Source organism: Shimazuella sp. NTD248 (assembly GCF_059510395.1).
The window spans coordinates 42359-68030 of sequence record NZ_JCAJZT010000013.1 but is presented as its reverse complement, the minus strand read 5'-3'; the positions used below and the strand labels follow the sequence as shown (position 1 = coordinate 68030).

Here is a 25672-nt window from a genome sequence, read left to right as displayed (position 1 = left end):
CACAAAAGCAAATAAAGCATTGAAAAAGCTCAAACTACCAATGGATGATCCGTATATTGCTGTTACCAGTTATTTAAAAGGAAAATACTATTACAAAAATCAAAATTGGCCCAAATCCCATATCAACTTTGTAAAAGCCATTCAGATTGTTGAAGATTATCCGGAAATCCAATCAACCAATATCAAAAGCGCAAGCTTCTATGAACTCGCTCGTATTGCCTATCGACAGAATAATCTTGACAATGCTTTGCTGTGTGTGGAAAATGGGTTAGACGCATTTAAACCGGACGGCGAGAGAAAACATTTCAAGTATCATTTGTCATTGAGTAAAGCCATCTATCTCGAAAGATTAGATCAAATCAGTGAAGCCATGGCGATTTTAGAGGAAATGTGGTCTCATCTTGATGAAATTGATACGGAGATCCAGTTAAATATGTACGACCTACAAGCCAAGCTATACAACAAGCAGCAGATGTATAAAAAGGCAATACGTTTCGCGTCAGAAGGGATCGAAATCGCCAGACGAGGGGAGAATTATGACCGCTGTTTTGAACTCTGGACAACCCTCGGAACCTCTTACAATCATCTAGGAGAATTCAACCTAGCAATGAAGTGCTTCCAAACTGCTGCCCACTTGGAAGGAAAAATCCAGCGAAAATTCCTATCAGCTACCAATCATTTTCAATTGGGATTGCTATATCTAGAAGAAGAAAACATCGAACGAGCAGAAGAGGAACTACAGAAGGCAATGAAAATTAGCAAAAAAGAAAATGATTTACTCAAACTTTGCGAATCCCAGTTTGGTTTTGCACGATGCAAATCGAAACAAAACTTGCAAAAAGAAGCGATTGACCACTTTATAGAAGCACTTCAACTAGCAGAAAAACACTCCTTCCGAACACAGCAACGAGATATTGCACTGGAGCTTACTAAGTTTTACGAAAACAAAGATCCAGAAAAACATTATAAATATATGACTATTTTTTATCAGAATAGTTTATTATTGAATGGAGGTGATCAAAAGATGACAACAAAAGAACTTCAATCTCAAACAGCAGGACGTATCTTTGAAGCTGATCCCCCCAACGGTTAACTATTATGGAATTTTGAAAGAGAAGGAGATAGTGGAATCTCCTTCTTTTATTTCCAAACCACCGCGCATTAATCTACTATAAATTTCCCTTAACTATATGACTATCTCATCTTCAATCCACTTTTGTTGCATAACTTAGTGATACTTGCTCTGGTTCAATGTCTAGATCAAGCCAAGCACCGGCTAAACTTGCAAATTTGCTCGTGTCACCAGTGGTAAAGAAGCGGTGCTTCTGATGTCTTGTAGCAAGCATATTACCATATTGCAAAATCGTACTCAGCTCTGACGCTGTTTCCTCAGCAGAACTGATCAACTTCACCTTATCTCCCATCACTTTTTGAACCGAAGAAGCAAGCAGTGGATAATGGGTACATCCTAAAATTAAAGTATCCATACTTAATCCGCGAAGCGGAGTCAATGCTTTCGCGACGATATCATCTGCCTCAGAAGAATGATGTAATCCGCTCTCTACCAAAGGTACCAGTGTGGGACATGCCAAAGAATGAGTAATAATATCGGGATGAATGCGTCTTAATGTACGCTCATATGCACCACTATCAATTGTGCGAACGGTTCCAATTATACCTACTTCACCATTTGTGGTGCTTTTTATCGCTGCTCTAGCACCAGGTTCAATAACACCTAAAACGGGAATAGATACATGCTTTCGAACATCATTTAAAGCTGCCGCTGTTGCAGTATTACAAGCGATAACAATTGCTTTTAACGGAAAATTTAACAAAAAATCAATAACTTCTAAGGTAAACTGTTTTACTTCATCTTTGCTACGTTCTCCATATGGACAGCGTAAGGTATCTCCAAAATAATAAATTGTCTCGTGTGGAAGCTGTCTCATTATTTCTTTGACAACCGTTATGCCACCTACTCCTGAATCAAAAACACCAATTGCGTGGTTATTCATGAATGTTTTTAGCTCCCTCCAGTTTACCACCTATACATGAGGATATTACTAATGTACAAAAAAGCAACCCCTTTGGTGACCAAAGGGGGAAATTACTAATCTGTAGTTAGCATTTGTTTATATATCAACCGCAAAACATCTTCTGTCTGCTGTGCTTCTTCTTGAGTAAATTTTTCAAGTATACGGCCCAAATAGGCACGTCTTGCAGATAAAACTTCTTGAATAATGCCTTTCCCGTAATCCAGCATTTGAATTCGTACTACTCTTCGATCTCGTTCATCTCGAATACGTGTTACTAACTTATTTTTCTCCATACGATCAATCAAATCTGTCATCGTACTACATGCAATATACATTTTTTGACTTAGCTCACCAATTGTCATATCCCCATCCTTATAAAGCCATATTAGTGCAGAGAACTGTGGAGGGGTGATCGGAAAATCTGCGAGAATATCGCGTCCTTTCCACTTCATGATCACGCTAATTTCCCGTAAAAAAAACTCGATCTCACTCACAGTATCTGGCAGAATGGGCTGGTTTTTGTCCATAATACTCCCCTTAAGAACTATTTATATACAAAACAGTAATAAGATTATAGAATAGAAAGCTCTCTAAAACAAATAGAAATGTCAACTTTTTAATAAAGATTGTTTACTATTTATAAAAGCTTAACTGTTAGTTTTTCTGTTAACCTTTGCATATCATCTGCCACAGGAATGGACCATCTAAACCACTCGTATCGACTTGGATGGAAAATCTCAATTTCCTTGGCATGTAAAGCTTGTCGCGAAATCCACTGGTGTCTTTCTTTTACCCCATACAAAGTATCTCCAATAATGGGATGTCCGATGGAAGCTAGATGAACACGTATTTGATGAGTTCTCCCTGTTTCCAATGATAACTTTACTATTGTTGCATCCTCTAGTCGTGTAAGAGTCTCATAATGGGTAATGGCTTCTTTTCCATTTTCTCGATCAATCACTCGTTCAATAATACTGGAAGAGGACAAGCCGATTGGTAAATCTATGGTACCTCTTGATGGAGTAATATAACCATGACAAATGGCCACATACGTTCTTTGATAGCGTTTTTTCTTCATTTGCTTTGATAACATAGCGTGAGCATGGGCATGTTTTGCTATCACCATGATTCCAGATGTATCTTTATCTAACCTTGTTACAGGGCGAAAAAGATAGGATTCACCACGTTCTCTAGCATGGTAAGCAATTCCATTAGCGAGTGTACCATCCTTATATCCCATCGTCGGATGAACGACTAATCCTGCTGGCTTATCTATAATTAAAATATCATCATCTTCAAACACGACCATGAAATCGACTTTTTGCGGCAGAATAAAGCAATCATCATTTGTTTCTTCCAATCGAACTTCGACAACATCGCCTTCTATCAGTCTAGATGTATAGTAAACAATCTTTTGGTTTACACATACTCTTTGCTCTTCTCGCAGACGACGAAACATTCGACGAGAAAAATGAAACCTATTTTGCAATATCTGCTTTAACATTTTCCCACTTTCTGTGGCATTTACTAAAAATTGCACATTGATCGCCTTCCCACTTCATATCCATCAAACCCTAACCTATCATACCAATTTTTGTGAAAAAAGAAAGCTTTGGGGCATGATAAAGAAACTTGCTCTCTCGAGGCGCAGACAGAGGCTTAGTTGCACTTATGCACCTCAGACAAGGAAATAAGCACACCAAGTGTACAGGTCGCTAAAGAGAAAAGTCACGCCTCTGTCTCGCTTTATAGATAAGATAAAATCATACTCTTATCTACAAAAAAATCCTCATTACTGAGGATTTGAATTTGAACTGGAATATAAGTGACACGCTACCCAATGATTCGGCTTTGCTTCTTGCCAAATCGGATCGACTTGTGCACAAACTGCCATCGCATGAGGACATCGAGTCCGAAAGCGACATCCACTTGGTGGATTTAGAGGAGATGGCAGTTCTCCTTTGATACGGATTTTTTCCCTCTGTCTCGCTTGAACTGGATCTGGAATAGGCGCAGTAGATAGTAACCCTTGTGTATACGGATGAAGAGGTTCCTCATATAGCTTTTCACTATCTGCTAATTCCGCCATTCTGCCTAAGTACATCACTCCAACACGATCACTAATATATTTGACCATCGAAAGATCGTGAGCGATGAAGAGATAGGTTAATCCATTTTCTTTTTGCAGTTTACGCATTAAGTTCACTACTTGCGCTTGAACCGATACGTCTAGTGCTGAGATAGGTTCATCCGCAATGATAAATTTCGGCTGCATCGCAATTGCTCGTGCAATCCCAATCCGCTGACGTTGTCCACCACTAAATTCGTGAGGATAACGACTCGCATGGCTTTTATTCAAGCCAACAGTCTCTAGAAGATCATAGACGATCTGTTCTCTCTTTTTCCCACTTGCTAACTCATGAATATCTAAACCTTCTGCGATAATCTCCATAATCGTTTTACGCTGATTTAGACTTGCATAGGGGTCTTGGAAAATCATTTGCATCTCACGACGGAAATTCTTTTGATTTTTACCTTTTAGTTTATGAACATTTTTTCCTTCGAACAATACTTCTCCATTTGTTGCATTATAGAGATCAATAATTGTTCTTCCCGCAGTAGATTTACCACAGCCAGATTCTCCTACCAAACCAAAAGTTTCTCCAGGAAAAACTTCAAAAGAAATGCCGTCTACTGCTTTTAAAACTTTGTTTCGATCTATTTGAAAGTGTTTCTCTAAATTTTTCACTTCTAAAATTGGTTTAGTCAATCTCCTCACCTCCCTTCCAACAGAGCTGGATTTTCTACTTTAGGTGCATCTGGATGCTGTAGCCAACAAGCAACTTGATGAGAATCAGATGCTTTTGTAGCCTCTGGCATTTGCTCTTGGCATATTTTCATCGCATACGGGCACCTAGCAGTAAACGGACAACCAACCGGCGGGTTTACCAGACTTGGTGGAGAGCCAGGAATGGATACAAGATCATTATCACGGTTCTGATCTATTCTTGGCATAGAGGCCAGCAAACCCCATGTATAAGGGTGTCTAGGATTATAAAAAATTTCATCTAAGGTTCCTGTTTCCACTACTTTCCCTGCATACATGACAGCAACACGATCCGCAATCTCTGCAACTACACCCAAGTCGTGCGTAATAAAGACAATAGAAGAACCAGTGTTAGTCTGTAGATCTTTTAACAAATCAATAATTTGCGCCTGAATGGTTACATCCAAGGCAGTCGTTGGTTCATCTGCTATCAATAATTTCGGCGAGCAGGCCAATGCCATTGCAATCATCGCTCTTTGACGCATCCCACCACTGAACTGATGAGGAAATTGGTTTACACGTTCGGAAGGACTAGGTATTCCAACCATTTTTAATAATTCTATTGCACGATCTTTCGCTTCTTTATAAGTTACTTTCTGGTGTTTCATCAAGCTTTCCGATATTTGTTTTCCAACTCGAATAGTAGGATTTAAAGAGGTCATCGGATCTTGGAAAATCATCGCGATCTCTTTTCCGCGAATTTTTTGCATCTCTGTTTCGGATAATTTGGTTATATCCCGACCATTATAAAGAATCGTACCTTTATCTATATTAGCAGGTGGTTGGGGAAGAAGACGCATAATGGATTGAAACGTAACACTTTTCCCACTACCGGATTCCCCAACAAATGCGACAACTTCACCTTCTTGAACGGTAAAGTCCACACCGCGTATCGCTTTTACCTCTTGATGTTCCGAGCGAAACGTGACATGTAGATCAGACACTTCCAATATCGGTTTCATCCTTGCTCCCTCCTTACTTTTTCATTTTTGGATCAAGTGCATCTCGCAATCCATCTCCGATCAGGTTAAAAGAAAGCATAATAATACATAGAACAAGAGCTGGCCAGAATAATTGATGAGGGAACAGTTGTAGAGTTCGATACCCATCACTCACCAGTATCCCTAAACTAGCCGATGGTGGACGCAGCCCTAGTCCAATAAAACTTAGAAAAGCTTCAAAGAAAATGGCGGATGGAATAGAAAAGGTTACAGCAATAATGATGGGCCCTATCACATTTGGAATCAAATGTTTAAACAAGATACGAAAGTGACTTGCCCCCATTGTACGAGCTGCTAAAACGTACTCTTGTGTTTTTAATTTTAAAATTTGTGCTCTAACTACTCGAGCCATCGGTACCCATCCAGTAAAAGCTAAAGCAACGGCGATAGGCAAGATTCCAGGTTCCAAGTACATCATGAGAAGGATGATAACGACGATATTTGGAATGGAGTACATAATCTCCAATATGCGTTGCATCACGTTGTCCACACGCCCGCCAAAGTAACCCGAAATTCCTCCAAATGTCACCCCGATTACTACATCTAAAAAAGCAGCGATAAAGGCGATTAATAAGGAGATTTTTGCACCATACCAAACACGTTGCCATAAATCTCGACCTAGGCTATCTGTCCCTAAGAAATGACCAGATAGGTGCTCTTGATTTGATATGGATAAGTTTTGCGTCTTATAGTCAAAACCATTAAATACGGGACCAATAAATGCAATCAAAAGTAAAAGAATGATTAACACAAGTCCGATAAGAGCACCCTTATTTGCTTTGAAGCGTCTCCAAGCATCCTTCCAGTAACCTGTCTGCGGAGCTAAGACCTCACTATTTTTTTCGGATGGGGCAAGGGGCTCAAACCAACTTTTTTGCACTTTTTTTGGTGTATTCATCGTTGCATCACTCCTTAGCACCTGAAATCCGAATACGTGGGTCAATAATCCCATATAAAACATCAACAATAAAAGTAACACCTAAAAACAAGATACTATAGAAAATCGTTGTTCCTAAAACAGTGGTATAGTCATTGACCATGATCGATTCTACAAAGAGATTTCCGATCCCTGGAATCCCAAAAATATTTTCCACGACAAGCGATCCAGTCAAAATATTAACAGTTAACGGACCTAATACCGTAACAGCAGGAATCATGGCATTGCGCAATGCATGATTCGTAATAATTTTTCTCCAAGCCAAGCCTTTTGCTTTCGCTGTTCGAATATAATCCTGGTCAAGTACTTCTACCATTTCAGTACGAATATACCGTGATACTTGTGCAATGACATAAACAGACAAAGCTAGCGAAGGTAAGATGGTATACTCATAACCACCCCATAAAGCAGGGGGCAGCCAACCAAACTTAACCCCTATCCAGTAAGATAACAATCCTGCCAAAACGAAGTTCGGTATGGAAACTCCAAATACTGCTGTAGCAGACGCTAAGCTATCCACCCATGTCCCGCGTTTTAAAGCAGCAGCAATCCCTAATAACAAACCGATAACAATACCGATGAGAATCCCTTGAAAGCCAATAGTCGCTGAAGGGCCTATACGATCACTTAACAATTCATTGACAGAACGCCCGCTTTGACTGAGTGACATGCCTAAATCACCTTGAACAAGGTGTCCCATAAACTTGAAATACTGAATATATAATGGGTCTTTTAACCCGTATTGTTGTAAGATTTGATCTCGAATCTCTGGTGGTAATTTTTCTTCATTTGCTAGTGGTGTCCCCGGAAGCATCCGAACAAGAAAAAAAGTTACAGTTACAATAATAAACAGCGTAAGAAGCATTAGACCAAATCTTTTTAATGTATATTTTACCAAGTTACCTCACTCCTCCCCACCAAAACAAAAATATAAGGTATATGCCCTAATGACATATACCTTATTAGGTCATTCTTACTTGCCGTCTAGATATGCGCCTTTTAAGTCAAAGAATCCCCATGTTGTGTTCCAAACTGCACCTTTTACGTAAGGTTTTAGAAGGCTTAATCGAGTACGGTAGTAGAGTGGAGCGATTCCTTGATCATCAATTAAAATCTTTTCAGCCTTAGCTAGATCTTGAATACGAGCTTCAAAGTCTGGATTATTTTTCGACTTTTTAATGAGAGCATCGTATTCTGTGTTACTCCATCTTCCACGGTTATAGCTTTGACCAGTCGTGAAAATGTCTAAGTAACTCATTGCATCGTTGTAATCTGCACCCCAACCAGATAATAGCAATTGGAAGTTACCATCTTTTCCTCGTTGGAGACGCTCTTTAAACGTTACAGGAGATGTAGTAACTTGGACGCCAAGATTTTTTTCCAATTGATCAGAAATGAATTCCATTTGGTCTTTTGCATTTGTAGTATCATCACCAAGAACATCGAGTTTCACAGGATTTTTAAGACCTTCTTCTTTTAATCCTTCATCCCATAGTTGCTTCGCTTTTTTAGGATCATAAGAAACTTGCTCTTTTGATATATCGCGGAATTTTTTGTCTCCAGTTGCATGAATATCTGGTGGTACTAAAGCCCCAGCTGGAGTGGAACCAGTTTTTAATACTGCATCCGTCAATGTTTTCTTATCAATTGCTAGTTCGATAGCTTGACGAAGTTTTTTGTTTTTCAAGAAGCCTTCTCTTTGGTTAAATTCAAGATACCATGCAGAAGATTCCTTTAATACGAATCTTTCGGGATTGGATTTGTATGCATCAGCAAAATCTTTGGTAATCTCGGTGAAATCGACTTTATTTGTCTTATATAAGTTCACACGAGTGGATTCCTCTTTTAGGAACTTAACCTCTGCATTTGCCAATTTTACATTTTTAGCATCCCAATAATTGCTGTTTTTGGTTAAGTGAACGCTTACACCGTGTTCCCATTTATCAATAGAAAATGGTCCATCATACACCATGTTCTTTGCTTCTAAAGCAAATTTGTCGCCATATTTCTTAACGATATCTTCACGTTGTGGCATGAAGGTAGAAAATGCTGTTAATTCCAAGAAATAGGGTGATGGCGCTTTTAATGTAACTTGAAGCGTTTTCGCATCAAGTGCTTTTACCCCTACATCTTCTGCTTTTGCTTTGCCTGCATTGTACTCCATAGCATTTTTTACAGGTTCGAGAATATAAGCATATTCAGAAGCAGTTTTTGGGTCTAGCGCACGTTTCCATGCATATTCAAAATCATTTGCTGTTACGGCTTTCCCATCGCTCCATTTTGCATCACGAAGGTGGAACGTATAGGTTAGTTTATCTGAACTTACATCATAACTTTTAGCAATACCTGGTGCTGGTTTTAGATCTTTATCCAGCCTCATTAATCCTTCCAGTGAGTTCGTCAAGATTTGAAAAGATACTTGGTCGGTCGATTTAGCACTATCTAAATTTGGCGGTTCCGATTTATCCGTCAATACTAACGTATTTTTGGAAGCATCATCTGCGCCACCTCCGCCACAAGCGGCTAATACCATACTAAGAACCAAGATAATGGCAGTGAATATAGACCATTTCTTCTTGCTCATTCCTTATCCTCCTCGAATTAGTACTGCTGGATTATATAGTCAAGACCAAATGGTCTTAAACTCGTAAATTTTCTGAATGAATGGTCATTCACAAATATAATAAAGCTCTATTTGTTATTTTAAAATAAAGATAAAGCATCTGTAAACTGTAATCTTTTGGGAAATGTATACAAATGTGCATTTATCCTTTAAATATCTAAAAAAATAAGTTGATCATTTTGGATTTTTCTCCCTTTTTTTCTTGTTTTATCAGATGTTAGCCTCTGCACTGATATTATAATATCAATACATCGAATAATTTTACAACGTATTCTTATTCGATTCTATTTATTTTTTTCTATGGACAACAGGGAAGACACTGGAACAATTTGAATGCCTGCTCGCTGAAATACAGACAGTGAAGACTCTATCGCACGAGAAGTATTGTCTCCTTGTATCCCAACATGACCAATAGCAATACTATCGCCTTTTTCCACTGTTCTCTTGATCAGATGATTTAACTGGCGATCAATATCATGTCTGCTGTTGATATTATCTAAGAAAATATCTCGTTTGGTAACAGGTACTCCCATTTCCCTTGCTACCCGAATAATCTTAGAATCTGTGCTTGTTCCACTATCCACAAAAAACAAATTCCTTTCCTTCACTACCTCCAATACTGCACGAACAACCCTCCCATCTGCTGTTGCTTTTGAACCCATATGATTATTGATCCCCTTAGCATACGGCACACTATCGAGATCAGCCCGTACTTGCTTTTTAATTTCTTCGGTAGACATGTCAGTAGTTATTGCACCTGGACCAAGCCAAGATTTTTTCCCGTGATAAAACTCCATTGGTAAGTGCAGTAGTACCTCAAAGCCTGCCTTCCTTGCTTGAATCGCATCTTCTTTTGAAGTTCGGAGTAATGGCATGATTGCTACCGTTAATGGAGCATTTATAGAAAAAATTTTATCTGTTCCTTTTAAGCCATTGCCCAAATCATCAATAATAATGGCAACTCGTTTTGTGGATGGAGGAGAGTTAGAGAAACCTATTAGCATGGAAACGCTAGCTAATAGAAATGCTGCAAACAAATGAAAACATCTCACCTTATACACTTTCCTTTACTTTAGGATAATAATTTCATGATGTGCATTTTTGCTTCCCTTTATCCTCTGTTTTCTTTTTCCACTTTCCATTATAAGTTAATAATTCTTTCCATTTAGTCTTAAAGTTTTTATAAACTTATCCAAATTACACTTGAAACAGTCTGTTATAATATATTTTAATATTGGTATAAAATCATTTTTAATATTGTTTAGAATCTTATAATATCGAATGAAGGAGGCATCAGAATGATCAGCTGGTGGGTTCTTGCTACTATATTTTTTATATTTTTACTGATTTCCATCGTGATATACAGTATTTCACTGTTTGGCTATCGAAACATAACCCAAAAGAAAAAATTCACACCAGAAGAATGTTTTAAAGTGGTGGAAAAAAGGGGACTTTATACAAAAACACAGTTTGAGAAACTATCCAAACAAGAAATTGTGATTGAAAATAAAGATGAATTAAAGCTTCATAGCTACTATATTGAAACAAACCCACTTTCTAAAAAAGTTATGATTTTACTACATGGTTATACAAGGGCATATCCAATGTCTATGCAATTTACTGATCTGTATATCAAACATGGATTTAATTTACTTGCGATTGATCATCGTGCTCATGGAGAGAGTGAAGGAACGCACACCAGCTATGGTTACTATGAAAAATATGACATTGACAGCTGGGTAAACTGGATTCGAGAGCATATCGGAGCTGATACTCTCATCGGACTGCATGGCATCTCCCTAGGCGGCGGAACAGCTCTCGAATACCTTCATATTAACCAACACGCCAAATTCATCATAGCAGACTGTCCCTACTCTGATCTCGCAGAACTCATCCGATATCAAATAAAACATATCTATAAAGCTCCTACTTTTATCTTTTATCATACGATTGGTCTGCTTGTGAAAATATTTGCCCGTTTCCGACTTTCAGACGTCCGCCCTATTTCAGCAGTTGCCAATAGCGATGTCCCTATTTTCTTTATTCATGGTAACCGCGATCACTACATCCCTACCTATATGAGCAAAAAATTATATGAGGCAAAACAAAGAGGATTGAAACGTTTATACATCGCGGAAGGAGCTGGACATGGTGATTCCTTCCTGCGAAATAAAAAACGATATGAAGAGGAGGTCAGTACTTTTCTTCAAGAAGTATTTGTAAATGATAGTGTGGAAGTGGTTTAGAAGAGCTGATGACATAAATTCAGCTCTTTTTTCTCTGAATGTTTATTTAGTAAAAACACTATTTTGAATTACGCAATAACCTTTTGTCCCTGTCATCTCCGTTATCTTGATTTTCTTCCTTCTCTTCTTTTTCTTCATGAAATTCCGTTGAGGTTTGGCCGGTTATATAATCAAATGGAGTGTAGACTGTTTCAATCGTTCTTCGTTGGATATAAAATTTATACAATACAACACCGATCAACGATGTAATAACAGCTAATGGTAATAACATCACGATCATCATAAACATTAAACTTTATCCTTTCAGTTGAAGGGTAAAGATAGGACTTCTGCTCTGATTCATTTGCCCCTCACTCCTAAGAAGTTAATTTCTTTCTTCTTGTTCCCTAAATCTTCAATCTACAAAAGAAAAAGTACCTATTTCGTGATACATGGGCTCTTTCCCCAATAACGTCTCATAAAGTACAACTCGATCCGCAATCCATTTGAAATTGCCAACATTTAACGAAGTTAATTGATTACGATCAAAATCACTGGAAGTATATTTTCGGGCTAGGGTAATATGGGGATTGTAAGGACGACTTTCTGGAGGAAATCCAATAGGAGCTAAGGCAGTTGTAACCCTTTTTTGTAATTGTCGAAGCTCATCTAATTGCCCCCCGACACCCGCCCAAAAAATACGAGGTTGATCCAACTTACCGAAAGTTCCCAAACCATCGATAAAAAGCTCAAAAGGAACCTGCTGCTGACATACTGTCCTTAGAGCCTGTATCGTCTCTTCTAATTGTTCTTGCGAAGTACTTCCCAAAAAATGAAGCGTAATATGTATATCTTGTGGGTGTATCCACTTGCGAAAAGACAACTCATTTTGTGTTTCTTTTATCCATTCTCCTAATTGCTCTCGGAGAGAAGCTGGCAATGGAAGTGCAACAAATATACGTCTTTCTTGTTTTTGTTCCATAAAGACCCGCCTTCTTTGCATTTCGTTCACATTAACTAGTTCAATGTTGTGAAACCCTTAATAATCAAGGAGTTCGGTGTTTTCAACGACCTACTAGGAAAATAGCTTAATTTATCGATATTATAAGTCAATTATACAACAACCTTTTTATACAGAAACAGAGTACGTCCAATACCTCATAATTCCTTTTTCCGGTTTCTCCATTTCATTTGGATAAATCCGATGGCTAGCATAAGACATATAGGCAAAAATGCCAAAAAGAAATCGAGGAAAGGTTTTAATCGATGTAAATTAGCAAGATAGATCGTATCTGTTGATACAATGGCTGTAAAAGTGACCAGTAAGATACCAAACGGAATAATGAAAGGCCGCGAATCCTTTATACGGAACAAATGTGTCAACCCAATCAAAGAGCAATAGAAACACAATGATATACGTGCATACATGGAAAAAAAAGACATCAAATTAATGGCTACTTCAATTTTTTGGAAATACTCACCAAGACTCACTTTTCTAGCTATCTTCCATCCAGGATAAAGTTGGTCGGCAGTAATATTTACTCCTAGTGTCATTATGCACATAATTGCAAACATAACAAGACAAGCTCCTCCTAGTAAAGCACCGAGCAGCCAAGATTTTTTTACTTTTTCCTGCGGTTTCACATAGGGTACCAGCATAAGAAAAAAAATTAATTCAATGAAGGGTAAGCTCACAAAAGTAATAGATCCCTGTACAATTGGTTTCCATCCCCCCTCGAAAAGCGGTAATAGATTTTTGATTTCTACTACTGGAATCAATGCTACACCTAACAAGGTAATTGCTCCGAACAACGGAATATATAAGATTTCAATACTGCGTGCAATCGTTTCCATTCCCTCCAGCAGCCCCATCACAACAATGATGGCAAATAAAATATAGATAACTACTTTTGGTGTTTTCGGCAAAATTTGCGAAGTAGAGAAGTCTCCTATATACCGCAAGGTGAGACAAGCATAGTAAAAAGAATATAAAACAAAAAAGAATGTAAACAGTTTTCCAAACATAGATCCCAATAATTTTTCACTGTATTCCACAAGGTTTTTTTCCGGATAAAACTTGCTTACAGGATAGTAAATAAACAAAAGGATAAGCAACCCGATTACCAAACTGAGCAATCCCACAAACCAAACATTTTGCTTTGCATCTGCCGCTTGAATGGGGGGTAAAAGCGCAATCTCATCACCAACCATAAAAGCCAACAGAAATGTGATAAGTTGATGAGGAGTTATCTGAATTTTATTTCCCACCAAATCTACTCCTTTTTAATCCAATAAATCGTAGATATAATCTTTCAGCGGTTGCATCGTATAGACAACAATATTTGATGGATTGGGAACAGTTATATGCAAAGATAGAGATATACTTAATCCGAATCCGATTAAAATGAGGAAAAGATATAATCCAACTATCCTTTTTTGCTTTTTTTTCCACAGAATGGGTACTTCTTTTGAAACGATATAGAAAAAAAATATACAGAGCATTATCACTCCCACTTTTGCGATACTCCTTTATCGCTGTGTCATGGACCCTTGGGTTGTTCCAGTAAAAGTAATGTTGACTTCACTTTGAATACTTACAGGCAGCCCTACAAAAATACGATCCCATTTTGTTTTATTTTTCGCCCAATATTCTGCATCTGAGCGATGGATAGCATGTCCAAATTCTAAAATATCGGTTCGATATTTTTTTTGTGCTGCAAAAATGGCAGTGGTAATAATTCGTTTTATTTCTTGTTTTGAAAGCTTATTTAACGTATTTATATCTTCTAAATCTCTACATTGGGATTCATTTATATTTAACTCTGATTCTACTTTTAGTAAGATTTTAGGATGATTATTATTTACCAATCCTTTCACTTTTGTTTTGGTGTGAATAACTTCCATCGCTAATCGCCTTTTTGAATTTTTTGGACATGGAACATTTATATCTGTCGATTTCATTTTATTTAAGATCATCACCAGCCCTTTGCTAGCATCATCTGAAAGCCAGCCGACCAATTTATCATTATGGAAAGCCGAGATCGTATTGGTTTTCAATAATTTTTTAGGAACTATTTTCTTTGTATTTTCATCGGACCCATCTTCTTTATCTCCTATTACTTCGATACCAGTTATTTTGGCTTCTTCTCCTTCATTCATGATATTTGCTAATAGATCATCTGTAGTAGTCGCAAGCACAGTTCCTTTTGTCCTGACTAGTGTTTGAATGGAAGAATAAATCATATCTGAAGGACTTTTTGCTACCGGAGTCATCGTATTCAATATTTGTGCTGCTGTTGCTTTTTTAGCAATAACGATATAAAACGTCGGTTCTAAATCAGAACTTCTTGACAGATAATCTGTAAACTCATTGATTCCTTCTCTTGCTAAATTTTCACCTAATACGAGGATTTTCACTTGAGAAGTGTAGTTTTCTCGAGAACCTAATGTCATTCTCTTATGTAGTGCTTCCGTCAATGTCTTTCCTTTCGTTCGATACATAAAAACAGGAGACTGGTTGCTTCCTCCACCTTGTTGGGATGCAACAGCAGTAGGATTTACGACTTGAGTCGTCAGCAAATACTCTCCATTCTCCTTGTCAATTCCCATTGCAGTAATAAGTGCTAAATCATCTATTTCTCTAGTATCCCAACATCCTGTACACATCATACTTATCATCAGAAGGGCAATCCAAATGATCCGGATCATCCTTTCTCACTCTCCTTATTTGTCGGAGTTAGCGGCAGACGAACCAAAGCATCTTTTTGAGCCCCCATCACAAATGGCGCTAATGGGCTCATATAGGGTACTCCAAATGAACGTATGCTGCACAAATGAATAGCCAGAGCCGCAATTCCAATAATCACTCCAACTAATCCAAATAATCCTGCGATGAGCATAAATACTACTCGTAAGATACGAACGGCGATTTCCATATTATTTGCTGGCAGTACAAAACTTGCTATCGCAGTAATAGATATCACAATAACAACAGCTGCCGAAACAATACCTGCGGACACAGCTGCTTGACCAATAACTACTGCTCCGACAATGGATACCGTTTGACCGACAACTCTCGGCATCCTTACTCCTGCTTCTCTTAAAATCTCAAACATTAACAGCATCAAAAGAGATTCAGCAAAGGTAGGAAGAGGTACTCCTTCATGTTGAGCAGCTATGCTGAGGAGAAGAGGATAAGGTATCATTTCTTGATGAAAGGTAGTGACTGAAATATAAATTGCTGGCCCGAATAGTGCCAGTAAAAGTCCAATATAACGAACAATCCGAACGATTGTCCCAATATCTGTCCGTTGATAGTAATCTTCCGGTGATTGAAGAAATTGCACAAATATGGCAGGTACTAAGAGAACAAAAGGTGTTCCATCTACTAATATTGCTATTCTCCCTTCCAGCAATCCTGCTGCAATAACATCTGGACGTTCTGTATTGAAAATAGTCGGAAAGGGAGTAAATTTCTTATCTTGAATGGACTCTTCGATCATCCCTCCTTCTAACACACTATCCAGATCCACTTTTTTTAAGCGTGTACGAACTTCTTGCACTAAATTTTCATCCACTAGTCCATTTATATACATAATTGCTACACTGGTTTGTGTTACTTTACCAGCAGACATATTTTCAAACTTTAATTTTGGATCTTTAATTTTTCTTCGAATTAAAGCAATATTTGTTCCTAATGTTTCTGAAAATCCTTCCTTAGGACCTCTAACAACCGTTTGCGTCGTGGGTTCTGTTACTCCACGTTCTTTTGATTCATTTAAACCGATCGCTAAACAAATGCTGCTTCCATCAAGTAAAAAAATAGCATATCCAGCTAACAAATCTGCATACACTGTTTCAAAATCATAAACTTCCTGAATATCCCCTGCTGTCAATACAGATTCTTCCAATAAAATAAGAGGTTGATCACTGAGCATCACTAACTCTTCTAACTCAGTTCCTTTCATTTCTAATAAAAGTGGTTCTAATATATGTTGTTGGACAGACTTTTTATCTACTAGTCCTTCTGTGTAAACAATACAAGCCTGTAAGCTTCTTTCTTTTCCAAATTGAATTTTACGGAAAATAATATCCTTACTTTCCCCCATTTCTTCTTTTATCTGTTTTACATTATCCTCTAAAGTTTTCCATAATTTCTCTTTCTTTATTTCTTTTCTTTCTTTCGGAACTTCTAATGTTCCTTGCTCCATTCGCTTGAAAAAACTCATCTTGTATTCCATCCTGTTTAAAATGTTATGATTGTATTCTTTACTTCTTTTTCCATTGTTAACAGAAATTTTTTGTACACGTTAATGGGGCCTGATAATTGAAGTCAAGGGGTTAAAACATCCTGTCATGATGGCGTTTTGGAGGTAAGGATACCAAAAGTATAGATAACGAAGCTGATTCTGATAATCGGGAATCAGCTTTTTGCATTTTTTATCTCATTACTACTTTTGTTTTTTGGAGGAAAAAACTCAAAAGGAGCATAATCATAAGTGAATGACAAAAACCTCTAGTATCGTAGGCTAGAGGTTTTTTATACATGCTAAAAAATTTTATTTAAACGAACACTATTATACATTCCCCCGCACCGCGGGTTGTACTGTAGCAGCACAACCGCGGACGGGGAGAACCCTTGCTCAGAGGAAGTGGCGGTTACCGCAGCGGATGCAGCGACCCGACGAATCCGTCGGGAACCAGCGGAAGAACGTCAGCTGGAACACCAGCAGATCGCTGGGCGCCGCGGGCGGCTCCTCGACGGACTGCTGCTCCTCGACGAACTCCCTGTGGGCGCTGGCGACGATGCCGTCGACGAAGTGCTTGTCGTCCATGGCACTGGCGAGCGCGCCGTCGATGAGTTCGTTGAAGCGAGAATGGATCATCCCTTCCGGGTTGTCGAGATCCTTCTCGATCCGTTCGGCGATCTTGCCGGCCAGCCAGTCGGAGTCCAACTCCGCCGTCAGAGCCATCTGGGCCGACGAATTGAGCTTGTTCGTGGGACGCATGTCCCCTCCTTAAGGGTTCGGAACCTGTAAACTCATTTTAACAATATATTAAGAAAGTATCAATGTTTTCGATAATCGAACTCATTCTATTGGGCAGTTACAATATCTCACCTCATCGCTCTATATTTGGATTTTTCTTATACATTACTGAATAAACACCTATCAAAAATGAAAGCAAGCCCATCAATCCCCCTACCCATGCATTCATTGTTACAGGATAGTGGTTTACAATGTATCCACCGAAAGCAGAGCCGATAGCTACTCCTAAATGCATAAAAGAAGTAAACAAACTTATTTGAATGTCGGCTGTTTCTGGAGAGGTCTGGATGAGATAATTTTGTATTGGTGCAGCTGGGGCCCAAGCTAAAATACCCCAAATCACGATAACTGGTATTAATGTATAATACGAAGCAGCAGCAAACGGTAAGACAAAAAGAGACAAACTAAATAATATCAATATAATTAAAAATGTTTTCGCACCACCGAACTTATCAGTTGACCAACCACCGATCCAACCTCCTAATACCCCTGAGATACCAAAGACTAACAGAATAATACTAATCATTCCGATAGATAATCCCATTGTCCGCTGAAGAAATGGACTAAAATAAGTATAAATAGTGAAATGCCCGATCAACATCAAAGCAACCATGGTCTGAGCAGAAATAATTTTTGCATTCTTCAATGCTGATAACTGCACTCGGATTGGGACAGTTGGCTGAGGAGGAATATGGGGTAGAAATTTGAATATTCCTAATGTCGAGACAGCACTCAATGCAGCAACTAAAAGAAAAGTCATGCGCCAACCCCATTGTTCAGCGATAAATGTACCTAAGGGTATCCCTAAAACAAGAGAAGCACTTATTCCCATAAAAACTAGTCCCATCGCACGTCCAACTATTTCTGGTTTTACGATTTTTGAGGCTATCGTCAGCGCATTTACAACGATAACGGAACAACTTACAGCTATAATCACTCTAGCAATCATAAGAACAGCAAAATTTGGACTAAAGACTGAAAAGATATTACCTAGAATAAAAATAAGCATAGACCCAACTAATAACCTTTTTCTCTCTATTTTTGCCGTTAAAACATTAAAAATAGGTGTCCCAAATGCGATAACAAGAGAATACACAGAGACCAACAAACCTACTGTACCTAATGAAACGTGTAATTCTGTTGAAACCATGTCTAAGATCCCTGCGATAACCAATTCCACTGTACCTGTAACAAATGTTGCAAGTGTTAAAATATATATCCCTCTGTTCACACAACACCCTCCTAAAACCTAAAATTCTCTGAAAACATATTTATTTTTGATACATTTGGCTCGTTTAAACCTTTTTATATAGTTTATTAATCAAATGAAACGGAACAGTTCTGTTCTGTAATGGGTAAAAATTATTGCATAAACCCCGATTAGGAGGTTTATGCAACTTATGATTTCTGCTTTTTTTGTAGATGTCTATCAATCAATTCCGTAGCAATATTTCTTAACTGCGTACCGGAAACCTCCGATCCCATTACGGGCACAGATGACATTGCACCATTGATCACCAGTAAAAGTTGATTGTTTAATTCCTCATCTTTTATACCTGCTTGTTCACTTAAACGAGAGATTCTTAATCGCAGAGCACGATTGTACTCAATTGCAAGCTGATGAGCAGGATGATTTTCTTCTGAAAATTCCGCAAGTGCATTTAAGAACGCGCATCCTCTATATCCGGGTTCCATTAGAAAATCAATCGTTGCTTCAACTAACCCTAACAACTGGTCTCTTGGTGAATCTCCTCGTTGTGCAATCGCTTCATCGAAGTGTTTCCAATTTAAATGATCTTGTTCCACTAAGTAAGCAGCGATTAAATCATCTTTAGTTGGAAAGTGACGATAAAGTGTCGCCTTCCCAACACCTGATTGTTCCACAATTTTATCTACACCAACGGAACGAATTCCTTCTTTATAAAATAAATTGGATGCCACTTCTAAAATACGTTGACGTGCCGGAGTACGTGTTGTTACCATGATTTCCACCTCAACAAAGATTGGTTTCCTATTCTTTCCTTACGAGACAGAACAGTTCTGTAGATGATTGTATCGTGAACCTCTCACGACTGAAGTCGCAAGCTTCGTCTACGAAGGTTGACAGCTAGGCTATCCTTATTCGTACAGGCGTGTCCACTTCGCCTCTAGCGTATAAGCCCGTAAGGGCTACAACGTTACTTTTTCGCAAGATATTTAATGCTCCATGGATATCCGCGTTGAGCAAACTGCCCGAAGACGTACGATACAAACCACGTTTTACACGTGTCCCACTAAAGGTGTACGTTTTCGGGTCGGATTCCTTGTAGACTGGCAGTTCATCTCGATCCCAAAAACTCGCTTTGGATGTGTAGCTTTCTTCTTGTTGCACCAATGTCATCCCATATCGCTGACACAAGTATTCCAGTTTCTTTTTGATCCGTCCAAATGGGATATTCACGAAATTTTGGTTATTCCGTTTGCCTAAGTTGCTTCCTCTTTGCAGATTCTCGTTATATCCGATGACCAGTGTCCCAATGCGATTTTTCAAACAGTAGTTGATCATCTTACGACAGCTCTTGTTCAGGTAATCGTTCACCCGACGATTTCGTTTGGCAACCAGAGCAACTTGTTGTTTCGAACATCTTTTCTGCTTCTGTTTGTCTTTGATTCGCTGCAAACGGGCATTTCGTTTGTTATACCATTGGTTGATTGCCTTTAGTTGTTTTCCATCTATCAGAAAACTTTTTCCCTCGGAGGTGACACATGCCGCGAGATTGCTGATTCCCAAATCGATTGCAAGTGTATGGTTTTTATCGGTATCCCTTTGAACTGCTTGCTCTTCATACGTGTAATGCACTTCAAAGAACCTTGCTCGGTGTTTGGGAAGAATGCGAATCTCTTTGATTTTTTTGTCCGCCAACAAGGGAGGAATGCGAATCACCAGTGGTGGATGTTTCTTCTGATCCAAACGAGAAAAGGGCAGCACAAACTGATTTCCGTTTAAACGAATGAAGCCAACTACTAACGGATAAAATCCATCTTTCGGTAGATATCGTGGCATCTGAATGGCTGGAAAGTCATACTTCCCCTGTTTGGCATGTCGGATCAATGCAAAAAAGGATTTCCAAACCCCATCGACTTCTTTTAGAATTTGTTGTGCCATATTACTATTCAACCGCTCATAATTTTCGCTACCTTTTAAGAGATGATAGTTTTTCTGGTAATTCAGATATTTTTTCTCCTGAAAATAATGCTGGCGAACTTGGTATAGACCTTGGTTGTACAGGTTTTTAGCAGTATGGCACAATTCTTTCAAAAGCAGATATTCTTCTTTCGAAAGATGTTTAAGTTGTTGTTTGATGGTGAAATACATGAATTTCTCACCTCTTTTCTAGACTGGAATGAATCCTAACATACAAAATATGGATGGATTTGTCAAAAAAGAAAATCAAAAAACCTGGCGATTCATCCCTCGATTGAATTCACAGGTGTTTTCGCCACAAAAATAAAAATAAAGCCTAACTTACCATCTACGAAACGGAAACTACCTATTTGAGAGGATCGAAATATGTTATTCTCCATCGAACTCGGTATGAAGGGATAGTTCCTCCCATTCTTCTATTTCTTTTATCCGGTTTGATAGTGTTTCACGAATGCCATAAAAAGCATCTGCTCCTACAGGGAAATGAACAGGAGGATTAGGACTCTTTGCCATTTGGATGATTGCTTTTACTGCCTTAGCTGGATCACCAGCTTTTAGTTCACTAAAACTTTTTTGTGTTGCTTCATGTATAGGTGCATATTCCTCTAATCTCTGTGCAATTTGCATTGATCTACCACTAAAGTCCGTGGCAAACACACCTGGTTCAACAACTGTCGTTTTAATACCAAAATGAGCTAACTCCAAACTCATCGCATCCGATATGCCTTCAATCGCAAACTTAGAAGCAGAGTAAAGACTCAAAGTTGGCATAGTCATTACACCTAAAATGGAAGAAAAGTTGAGATAATGCCCAGACCCCTGTTTCTTAAACACAGGAAGCGTAGCTCGAATAACATTTAAAACGCCAAAAAAATTGACATCAAACTGTTCTCTCATTTCACCATCGGTATATTCTTCGAGCATTCCACCAAGCCCATAGCCGGCATTATTTACAACAATATCAATCTTACCAAATGCTTTTACTCCTTCTTCAACAGCTTGCTTGATCTGTTCCTTATTTTTCACGTCTAAAGCAGCAATATGGACATTATCGGGTGATTTTTCTTTAAAATGTATAATCGAATCCACATTACGTGCTGTAACAATAACTTTGTCCTCTGTCTCCAGCAATTGTTCTACAAACTCTCTACCAAAACCTGTAGAAGTTCCTGTAATAAACCAGACTTTGCTCATTATCGAATCCCCTTTGATGTATAATAGGAACAGAACTGTTCTGTCTACTAATAATACAGAACAGTTCTGTCTCGTGTCAAGATATAATGTCATTACTATTTGAGGTTATTTGCATATCCCCCAAAAATGTTCATTAGGGATCAGTGGAACAGAAATCCAGAGTAAGTGTTACTGGCAATAAAAAAACACTTGATCCGTGAAGCATATAGAATCAAGCGTTATCTATTGTATTAAAGCCCTAACACCTGTCCAAGAGGCACCCATCCGGCCACCGCAACCGCACAACAAAACATGGATAACAAAACGAGATTTCTTTTCATTAAAACAACTCCATTTTAATATTTTGTCAATTCTATCTCTTCTATTATCTCTTTAAATATGAGAATTGTCTAATCATGGATTTGCCAATTGCTGGACAAGCTCAGGCACCTAAATAGATGGTAAGCTCCACTAAAAGATAGAAAAGCTCAGACTTTTAAACAAAATCTGAGCATGTAGACTTCTTAACTTATGGATGTTGTTAGACCAATCTCCAACTCTATCGGACAGTGATCCGAACCCATGACTTGATTACAGATTCTCGCCTCTTTGATCTTATCTTTGAGTCTTTCTGAGACAACAAAATAATCAAGACGCCATCCACTATTTTTTGCTCGTGCATTGGAAAAATGTGACCACCATGTATAGGCACCCTCTTGATCTGGATAGAGGTGTCGATAGGTATCGATAAATCCTTCCCTCAATAAAATACTGAATTTCTCTCTTTCTTGATCAGAGAAACCTGCACTTTTGCGATGGTTTTTTGGGTTTTTGATATCAATTTCCTGATGGGCTACATTAAGATCACCACAAAATATAACAGGTTTATGTTTGTCTAACCGCTTGATGTAATCCAAAAATACTTCTTCCCACTTCATCCGATAATCCAGCCGAAGTAATTCACGTTTGGAGTTTGGTGTATATACAGTGAGCAAATAAAAATCTTCAAAGACCACGGTGATGACTCTGCCTTCTTGGTCATACTCTTCTAGGTCTAGTCCATAGGTAACAGCGAGTGGTTCTTGTTTAGTGAAAATAGCAGTACCCGAGTATCCTTTTTTCTCCGCATAATTCCAATATGTATGATAGCCCTTTAAATCAAGCTCTACTTGTCCTGCTTGTATTTTGGTTTCCTGCAAACAAACAATATCTGGATCTGTCTCTTCTAAATAATGTTGAAAATCCTCTTTTTTCATAACGGAACGCAGGCCATTTACATTCCAGGATACCAGTTTCATCATATGTGCTCCTCTATTAAACAAATGAATAAATACTAGTTTTATTTTATCAAACGATCAACTATATGCGAATATATATTCTCAAATGTGTAACAAAATTAATATCAAGTATTACCTTGTCATCTAAGTTGCAATCTTAATAAAATATATACATGAAAAACTACATTGCAACTATTAATGATCTCACTTGGACTGAAATTCAAGACCGATTGGATAAAGGCTGCACAATTGCCGTCTTACCTTTTGGTCATACAGAACAACATGGACCGCACCTTCCCTATGGAACCGACACCTATTTAATTTCTGAACTTACCAAACGCGGGGTTGAGCTTGCCATGAAAGAAACGAGTAAACCTATTGCTCTTGTTTTTCCTACGCTGCCGTTTGGCAATGGAGGTAAATTTGCAAATGGAGAAATGAGGCTGCGGCCATCTACCTTTCATGCAGTTTTCACTGATCTTATCAAAGAATTAGAAGAGCAAGGATTTACGAAAGTAGTGATTGCCAGCGGACACGGATCAAATGGCTCTATAGTGGGAAATGTCTTAAATGAGGCTTATTGGAATGGATCTAAATTAGAAGGATATACTGTTTCACCGTTTGCATTTTTTGGTAAAGTAATAGACGAAATACTAGAGAGCAAAGATTATGGTCATGCATGTGAAGTAGAAACCTCTGCCATGTTATATCTATTTCCAGAGCTAGTACAAATGGATAAAATTTCAAATGAAAAAGAACAACCTGAATTTTGGCTACAAGATGAAATGGTAGATGCTGCCAAAAAACAAATTGTCAGTCACTATTGGCCAAATGCTCGTCAAGTTTCAATAGATAAAATGCCAGGATACGTTGGTCGACCTCGTTTTGCATCCAAAGAAAAAGGAGAAAAGCTAGTCACTGCTTGGGTTCGTGGATTTGCTGACTTTTTAATAGATCTCGACAAAAATTAGCTTCTCTACTGCAAGAAGCACAATAAATGTTTCTCTTTACTTATGCAAATCCTCTTTTGGTCAGTTGGAACACTGCCGCTAGAGGATTTGCTCTATGTGAAATTATACTTCCCTCCTCTTTATTCATTATTCTTCGGATAGTAAACATATGGCGGATATTTAACTACTGGGTATTTCTCTTCATGAAGAGCATTTATTACATCAGGACCAACATTCAAATTATCCGCTACTAATTGATGTGGAGTTAGTGCCATCCACTGATTTAATGAAACATCTTCAAATCGACTACTCTTAAACATTTCTAAAAACCATAAACTATCATTTCCGGTGTTTTGAATATAATGACCAAAAGCAAAAGGTACATACCCCACATCTCCTGCACGGTAATCAAAGGTTCTAGCCGCTCCATTCCCGGCAAAAACCGTCATTCGACCTTTCCCTGTCAAATAATACTGCCATTCATCATTAGTGGGATGCCAATGCAGTTCCCTCATCCCTCCAGGTTTAATTTCGACTAATGCCGCAGCTATTGTTTTCGAAATGGGAAAATTAGTAGAATCGACGATTCTTACTGTGCCACCTGAAGTAACGATTGGTTCTTGCGCCATTAATTCATGTTTAAAACTTAGGGGAACCGTTCCATAAGGTGAGTCCACTTTTTGACTTTCCAATGAACCTGGAATTTCATCTTGGAAAATATACACTTGGTGATTTGGAATACACTTAAATTCCTTTTTGGAGACACCAAAATTAGCTGACAGCACCTCTTTAGGAGTATGTGCAAACCAATCGGAAATCGATAATGTATTTAAATCTGAAAAATTCCCATCATCAAATACTAATAAAAACTCACAACCTTCTTCTAATCCCTGAATCGAATGTGGAATTCCAGGTGGAAAATACCACAGATCACCAGGACCTACATCCGCAATAAAATTTCGTCCATTTTGATCAACAGCAGTGATTCTTGCTTTTCCTAAAATCATATAAGACCACTCTGCTTGCTGATGCCAGTGCAGCTCCCTCACTCCACCTGGCGTCAAACTCATATTTACTCCTGCCAAAGTAGTCGCTATGGGTAAGTCTCTCTTCGTGATTTCTCTAGACCATCCCCCATGATTCAACTGCATATGGGTATCTGAAAACGAAAACTTTAGGTTTGGAATAAGTCCATTATCTGTCTTAGGGGGAACCAGCAAATCGGGATTTTCAATATCCCTCCACACATCTCTTGGCCCAAAATCAGGACCACCAGCTCCATCTCTTCTTATGGGCTGTGGTATTTCTTCATATGACATCTCCCTACCTGCCCTCCACGTTTTTATTATCAATATGATAAAAAGGGGGCAATGTGCCTATCTTGAACTATCG

24 protein-coding genes are annotated in these 25672 nt (G+C 38.4%); 3 read left to right on the top strand and 21 right to left on the bottom strand.

Annotation, left to right across the window (positions count from 1 at the left end; all coding sequences use genetic code 11):
• Positions 1-1093, top strand: a 1093-nt coding sequence (locus AC5WOE_RS19420) for a tetratricopeptide repeat protein (protein ID WP_496053299.1), incomplete at its 5' end; no start/stop codon positions are given.
• Between the two features lie 112 nt (positions 1094-1205).
• Here the strand turns inward: AC5WOE_RS19420 and racE are convergent.
• From racE to AC5WOE_RS19375, 9 genes are all read right to left on the bottom strand, one after another.
• On the bottom strand, positions 1206-2015 hold the full coding sequence (racE, locus tag AC5WOE_RS19415; RefSeq protein WP_496049242.1) for a glutamate racemase: 810 nt from the start codon (positions 2013-2015) through the stop codon (positions 1206-1208).
• Between the two features lie 95 nt (positions 2016-2110).
• Complete coding sequence (locus AC5WOE_RS19410; RefSeq protein WP_496049243.1) at positions 2111-2563, bottom strand: MarR family winged helix-turn-helix transcriptional regulator; 453 nt, start codon at positions 2561-2563, stop codon at positions 2111-2113.
• Positions 2564-2673: 110 nt separating this feature from the next.
• A complete protein-coding gene (locus AC5WOE_RS19405) occupies positions 2674-3576 on the bottom strand; it encodes an RluA family pseudouridine synthase (RefSeq protein ID WP_496053298.1) in 903 nt (300 codons plus the stop codon).
• Between the two features lie 252 nt (positions 3577-3828).
• Entirely contained in the window at positions 3829-4806 is a 978-nt protein-coding gene (locus AC5WOE_RS19400) for an ABC transporter ATP-binding protein (protein ID WP_496049245.1), read from the bottom strand.
• A 5-nt stretch (positions 4807-4811) separates the two neighbouring features.
• Entirely contained in the window at positions 4812-5825 is a 1014-nt protein-coding gene (locus AC5WOE_RS19395; RefSeq protein ID WP_496053297.1) for an ABC transporter ATP-binding protein, read from the bottom strand.
• A 13-nt stretch (positions 5826-5838) separates the two neighbouring features.
• Complete coding sequence (locus AC5WOE_RS19390) at positions 5839-6762, bottom strand: ABC transporter permease (protein WP_496049247.1); 924 nt, start codon at positions 6760-6762, stop codon at positions 5839-5841.
• Positions 6763-6769: 7 nt separating this feature from the next.
• The gene (locus tag AC5WOE_RS19385; protein WP_496049248.1) at positions 6770-7699 is read right to left on the bottom strand and encodes an ABC transporter permease; all 930 of its coding nucleotides are present in this window, start codon (positions 7697-7699) and stop codon (positions 6770-6772) included.
• A gap of 75 nt (positions 7700-7774) precedes the next feature.
• Positions 7775-9385 (bottom strand): peptide ABC transporter substrate-binding protein, encoded by a 1611-nt coding sequence (locus AC5WOE_RS19380; protein ID WP_496049249.1) that lies wholly within the window; start codon positions 9383-9385, stop codon positions 7775-7777.
• A gap of 323 nt (positions 9386-9708) precedes the next feature.
• Entirely contained in the window at positions 9709-10476 is a 768-nt protein-coding gene (locus AC5WOE_RS19375) for a divergent polysaccharide deacetylase family protein (RefSeq protein ID WP_496053296.1), read from the bottom strand.
• Between the two features lie 246 nt (positions 10477-10722).
• Here AC5WOE_RS19375 and AC5WOE_RS19370 point away from each other — a divergent pair, with 246 nt between their 5' ends.
• Entirely contained in the window at positions 10723-11670 is a 948-nt protein-coding gene (locus AC5WOE_RS19370) for an alpha/beta hydrolase (protein WP_496053295.1), read from the top strand.
• A gap of 58 nt (positions 11671-11728) precedes the next feature.
• On the opposite strand, the gene AC5WOE_RS19365 is transcribed toward AC5WOE_RS19370, so the two are convergent.
• The 11 genes from AC5WOE_RS19365 to AC5WOE_RS19315 all read right to left on the bottom strand — a co-directional run bounded on the left by AC5WOE_RS19365 (position 11729) and on the right by AC5WOE_RS19315 (position 23351).
• Positions 11729-11959 (bottom strand): DUF3951 domain-containing protein, encoded by a 231-nt coding sequence (locus tag AC5WOE_RS19365; RefSeq protein WP_496049252.1) that lies wholly within the window; start codon positions 11957-11959, stop codon positions 11729-11731.
• Between the two features lie 105 nt (positions 11960-12064).
• Positions 12065-12631: an RNA 2',3'-cyclic phosphodiesterase gene (gene thpR, locus AC5WOE_RS19360; protein WP_496053294.1), complete on the bottom strand. Its 567-nt coding sequence runs from the start codon at positions 12629-12631 to the stop codon at positions 12065-12067.
• Between the two features lie 176 nt (positions 12632-12807).
• The gene (locus tag AC5WOE_RS19355) at positions 12808-13917 is read right to left on the bottom strand and encodes a GerAB/ArcD/ProY family transporter (RefSeq protein WP_496049254.1); all 1110 of its coding nucleotides are present in this window, start codon (positions 13915-13917) and stop codon (positions 12808-12810) included.
• Between the two features lie 261 nt (positions 13918-14178).
• Entirely contained in the window at positions 14179-15357 is a 1179-nt protein-coding gene (locus AC5WOE_RS19350; protein WP_496053293.1) for a Ger(x)C family spore germination protein, read from the bottom strand.
• Positions 15354-16877: a spore germination protein gene (locus tag AC5WOE_RS19345; RefSeq protein WP_496053292.1), complete on the bottom strand. Its 1524-nt coding sequence runs from the start codon at positions 16875-16877 to the stop codon at positions 15354-15356. The genes AC5WOE_RS19350 and AC5WOE_RS19345 overlap by 4 nt, the downstream gene beginning before the upstream one ends.
• A 414-nt stretch (positions 16878-17291) precedes the next feature.
• Entirely contained in the window at positions 17292-17657 is a 366-nt protein-coding gene (locus tag AC5WOE_RS19340; RefSeq protein ID WP_496053291.1) for a hypothetical protein, read from the bottom strand.
• 112 nt (positions 17658-17769) lie between these two features.
• Positions 17770-18927, bottom strand: coding sequence for an MFS transporter (locus AC5WOE_RS19335; RefSeq protein WP_496053290.1), 1158 nt, complete (start codon positions 18925-18927; stop codon positions 17770-17772).
• Positions 18928-19094: 167 nt separating this feature from the next.
• Positions 19095-19679 (bottom strand): TetR/AcrR family transcriptional regulator, encoded by a 585-nt coding sequence (locus AC5WOE_RS19330; protein WP_496053289.1) that lies wholly within the window; start codon positions 19677-19679, stop codon positions 19095-19097.
• Positions 19680-19803: 124 nt separating this feature from the next.
• Positions 19804-21051: an RNA-guided endonuclease InsQ/TnpB family protein gene (locus tag AC5WOE_RS19325; protein ID WP_496053288.1), complete on the bottom strand. Its 1248-nt coding sequence runs from the start codon at positions 21049-21051 to the stop codon at positions 19804-19806.
• A gap of 198 nt (positions 21052-21249) precedes the next feature.
• Positions 21250-22074, bottom strand: coding sequence for an oxidoreductase (locus tag AC5WOE_RS19320; RefSeq protein ID WP_496053287.1), 825 nt, complete (start codon positions 22072-22074; stop codon positions 21250-21252).
• Positions 22075-22577: 503 nt separating this feature from the next.
• Entirely contained in the window at positions 22578-23351 is a 774-nt protein-coding gene (locus AC5WOE_RS19315; protein WP_496053286.1) for an exodeoxyribonuclease III, read from the bottom strand.
• 152 nt (positions 23352-23503) lie between these two features.
• Between AC5WOE_RS19315 and AC5WOE_RS19310 the strand changes: the two genes are divergently transcribed.
• Positions 23504-24301 carry a creatininase family protein gene (locus tag AC5WOE_RS19310; protein WP_496053285.1) on the top strand — a complete coding sequence of 266 codons (798 nt, stop codon included), beginning with the start codon at positions 23504-23506 and terminating at the stop codon, positions 24299-24301.
• A gap of 119 nt (positions 24302-24420) precedes the next feature.
• Here the strand turns inward: AC5WOE_RS19310 and AC5WOE_RS19305 are convergent, their stop codons facing one another.
• Positions 24421-25599 carry an oxalate decarboxylase family bicupin gene (locus tag AC5WOE_RS19305; RefSeq protein WP_496053284.1) on the bottom strand — a complete coding sequence of 393 codons (1179 nt, stop codon included), beginning with the start codon at positions 25597-25599 and terminating at the stop codon, positions 24421-24423.
• Positions 25600-25672: the final 73 nt, after the last annotated feature.

Excerpts from the sequence above, each read along its gene's own strand:
- AC5WOE_RS19340 (WP_496053291.1), bottom strand. The coding sequence starts at position 17,657 with ATGCGTCCCACGAACAAGCTCAATTCGTCGGCCCAGATGGCTCTGACG.
- AC5WOE_RS19365 (WP_496049252.1), bottom strand. The coding sequence starts at position 11,959 with ATGTTTATGATGATCGTGATGTTATTACCATTAGCTGTTATTACATCG.
- AC5WOE_RS19410 (WP_496049243.1), bottom strand. The coding sequence starts at position 2,563 with ATGGACAAAAACCAGCCCATTCTGCCAGATACTGTGAGTGAGATCGAG.
- AC5WOE_RS19390 (WP_496049247.1), bottom strand. The coding sequence starts at position 6,762 with ATGAATACACCAAAAAAAGTGCAAAAAAGTTGGTTTGAGCCCCTTGCC.
- AC5WOE_RS19310 (WP_496053285.1), top strand. The coding sequence starts at position 23,504 with ATGAAAAACTACATTGCAACTATTAATGATCTCACTTGGACTGAAATT.
- AC5WOE_RS19395 (WP_496053297.1), bottom strand. The coding sequence starts at position 5,825 with ATGAAACCGATATTGGAAGTGTCTGATCTACATGTCACGTTTCGCTCG.
- thpR (WP_496053294.1), bottom strand. The coding sequence starts at position 12,631 with ATGGAACAAAAACAAGAAAGACGTATATTTGTTGCACTTCCATTGCCA.
- racE (WP_496049242.1), bottom strand. The coding sequence starts at position 2,015 with ATGAATAACCACGCAATTGGTGTTTTTGATTCAGGAGTAGGTGGCATA.
- AC5WOE_RS19320 (WP_496053287.1), bottom strand. The coding sequence starts at position 22,074 with ATGAGCAAAGTCTGGTTTATTACAGGAACTTCTACAGGTTTTGGTAGA.
- AC5WOE_RS19380 (WP_496049249.1), bottom strand. The coding sequence starts at position 9,385 with ATGAGCAAGAAGAAATGGTCTATATTCACTGCCATTATCTTGGTTCTT.
- AC5WOE_RS19350 (WP_496053293.1), bottom strand. The coding sequence starts at position 15,357 with ATGATCCGGATCATTTGGATTGCCCTTCTGATGATAAGTATGATGTGT.
- AC5WOE_RS19345 (WP_496053292.1), bottom strand. The coding sequence starts at position 16,877 with ATGAGTTTTTTCAAGCGAATGGAGCAAGGAACATTAGAAGTTCCGAAA.
- AC5WOE_RS19330 (WP_496053289.1), bottom strand. The coding sequence starts at position 19,679 with ATGGTAACAACACGTACTCCGGCACGTCAACGTATTTTAGAAGTGGCA.
- AC5WOE_RS19325 (WP_496053288.1), bottom strand. The coding sequence starts at position 21,051 with ATGTATTTCACCATCAAACAACAACTTAAACATCTTTCGAAAGAAGAA.
- AC5WOE_RS19370 (WP_496053295.1), top strand. The coding sequence starts at position 10,723 with ATGATCAGCTGGTGGGTTCTTGCTACTATATTTTTTATATTTTTACTG.
- AC5WOE_RS19315 (WP_496053286.1), bottom strand. The coding sequence starts at position 23,351 with ATGAAACTGGTATCCTGGAATGTAAATGGCCTGCGTTCCGTTATGAAA.
- AC5WOE_RS19305 (WP_496053284.1), bottom strand. The coding sequence starts at position 25,599 with ATGTCATATGAAGAAATACCACAGCCCATAAGAAGAGATGGAGCTGGT.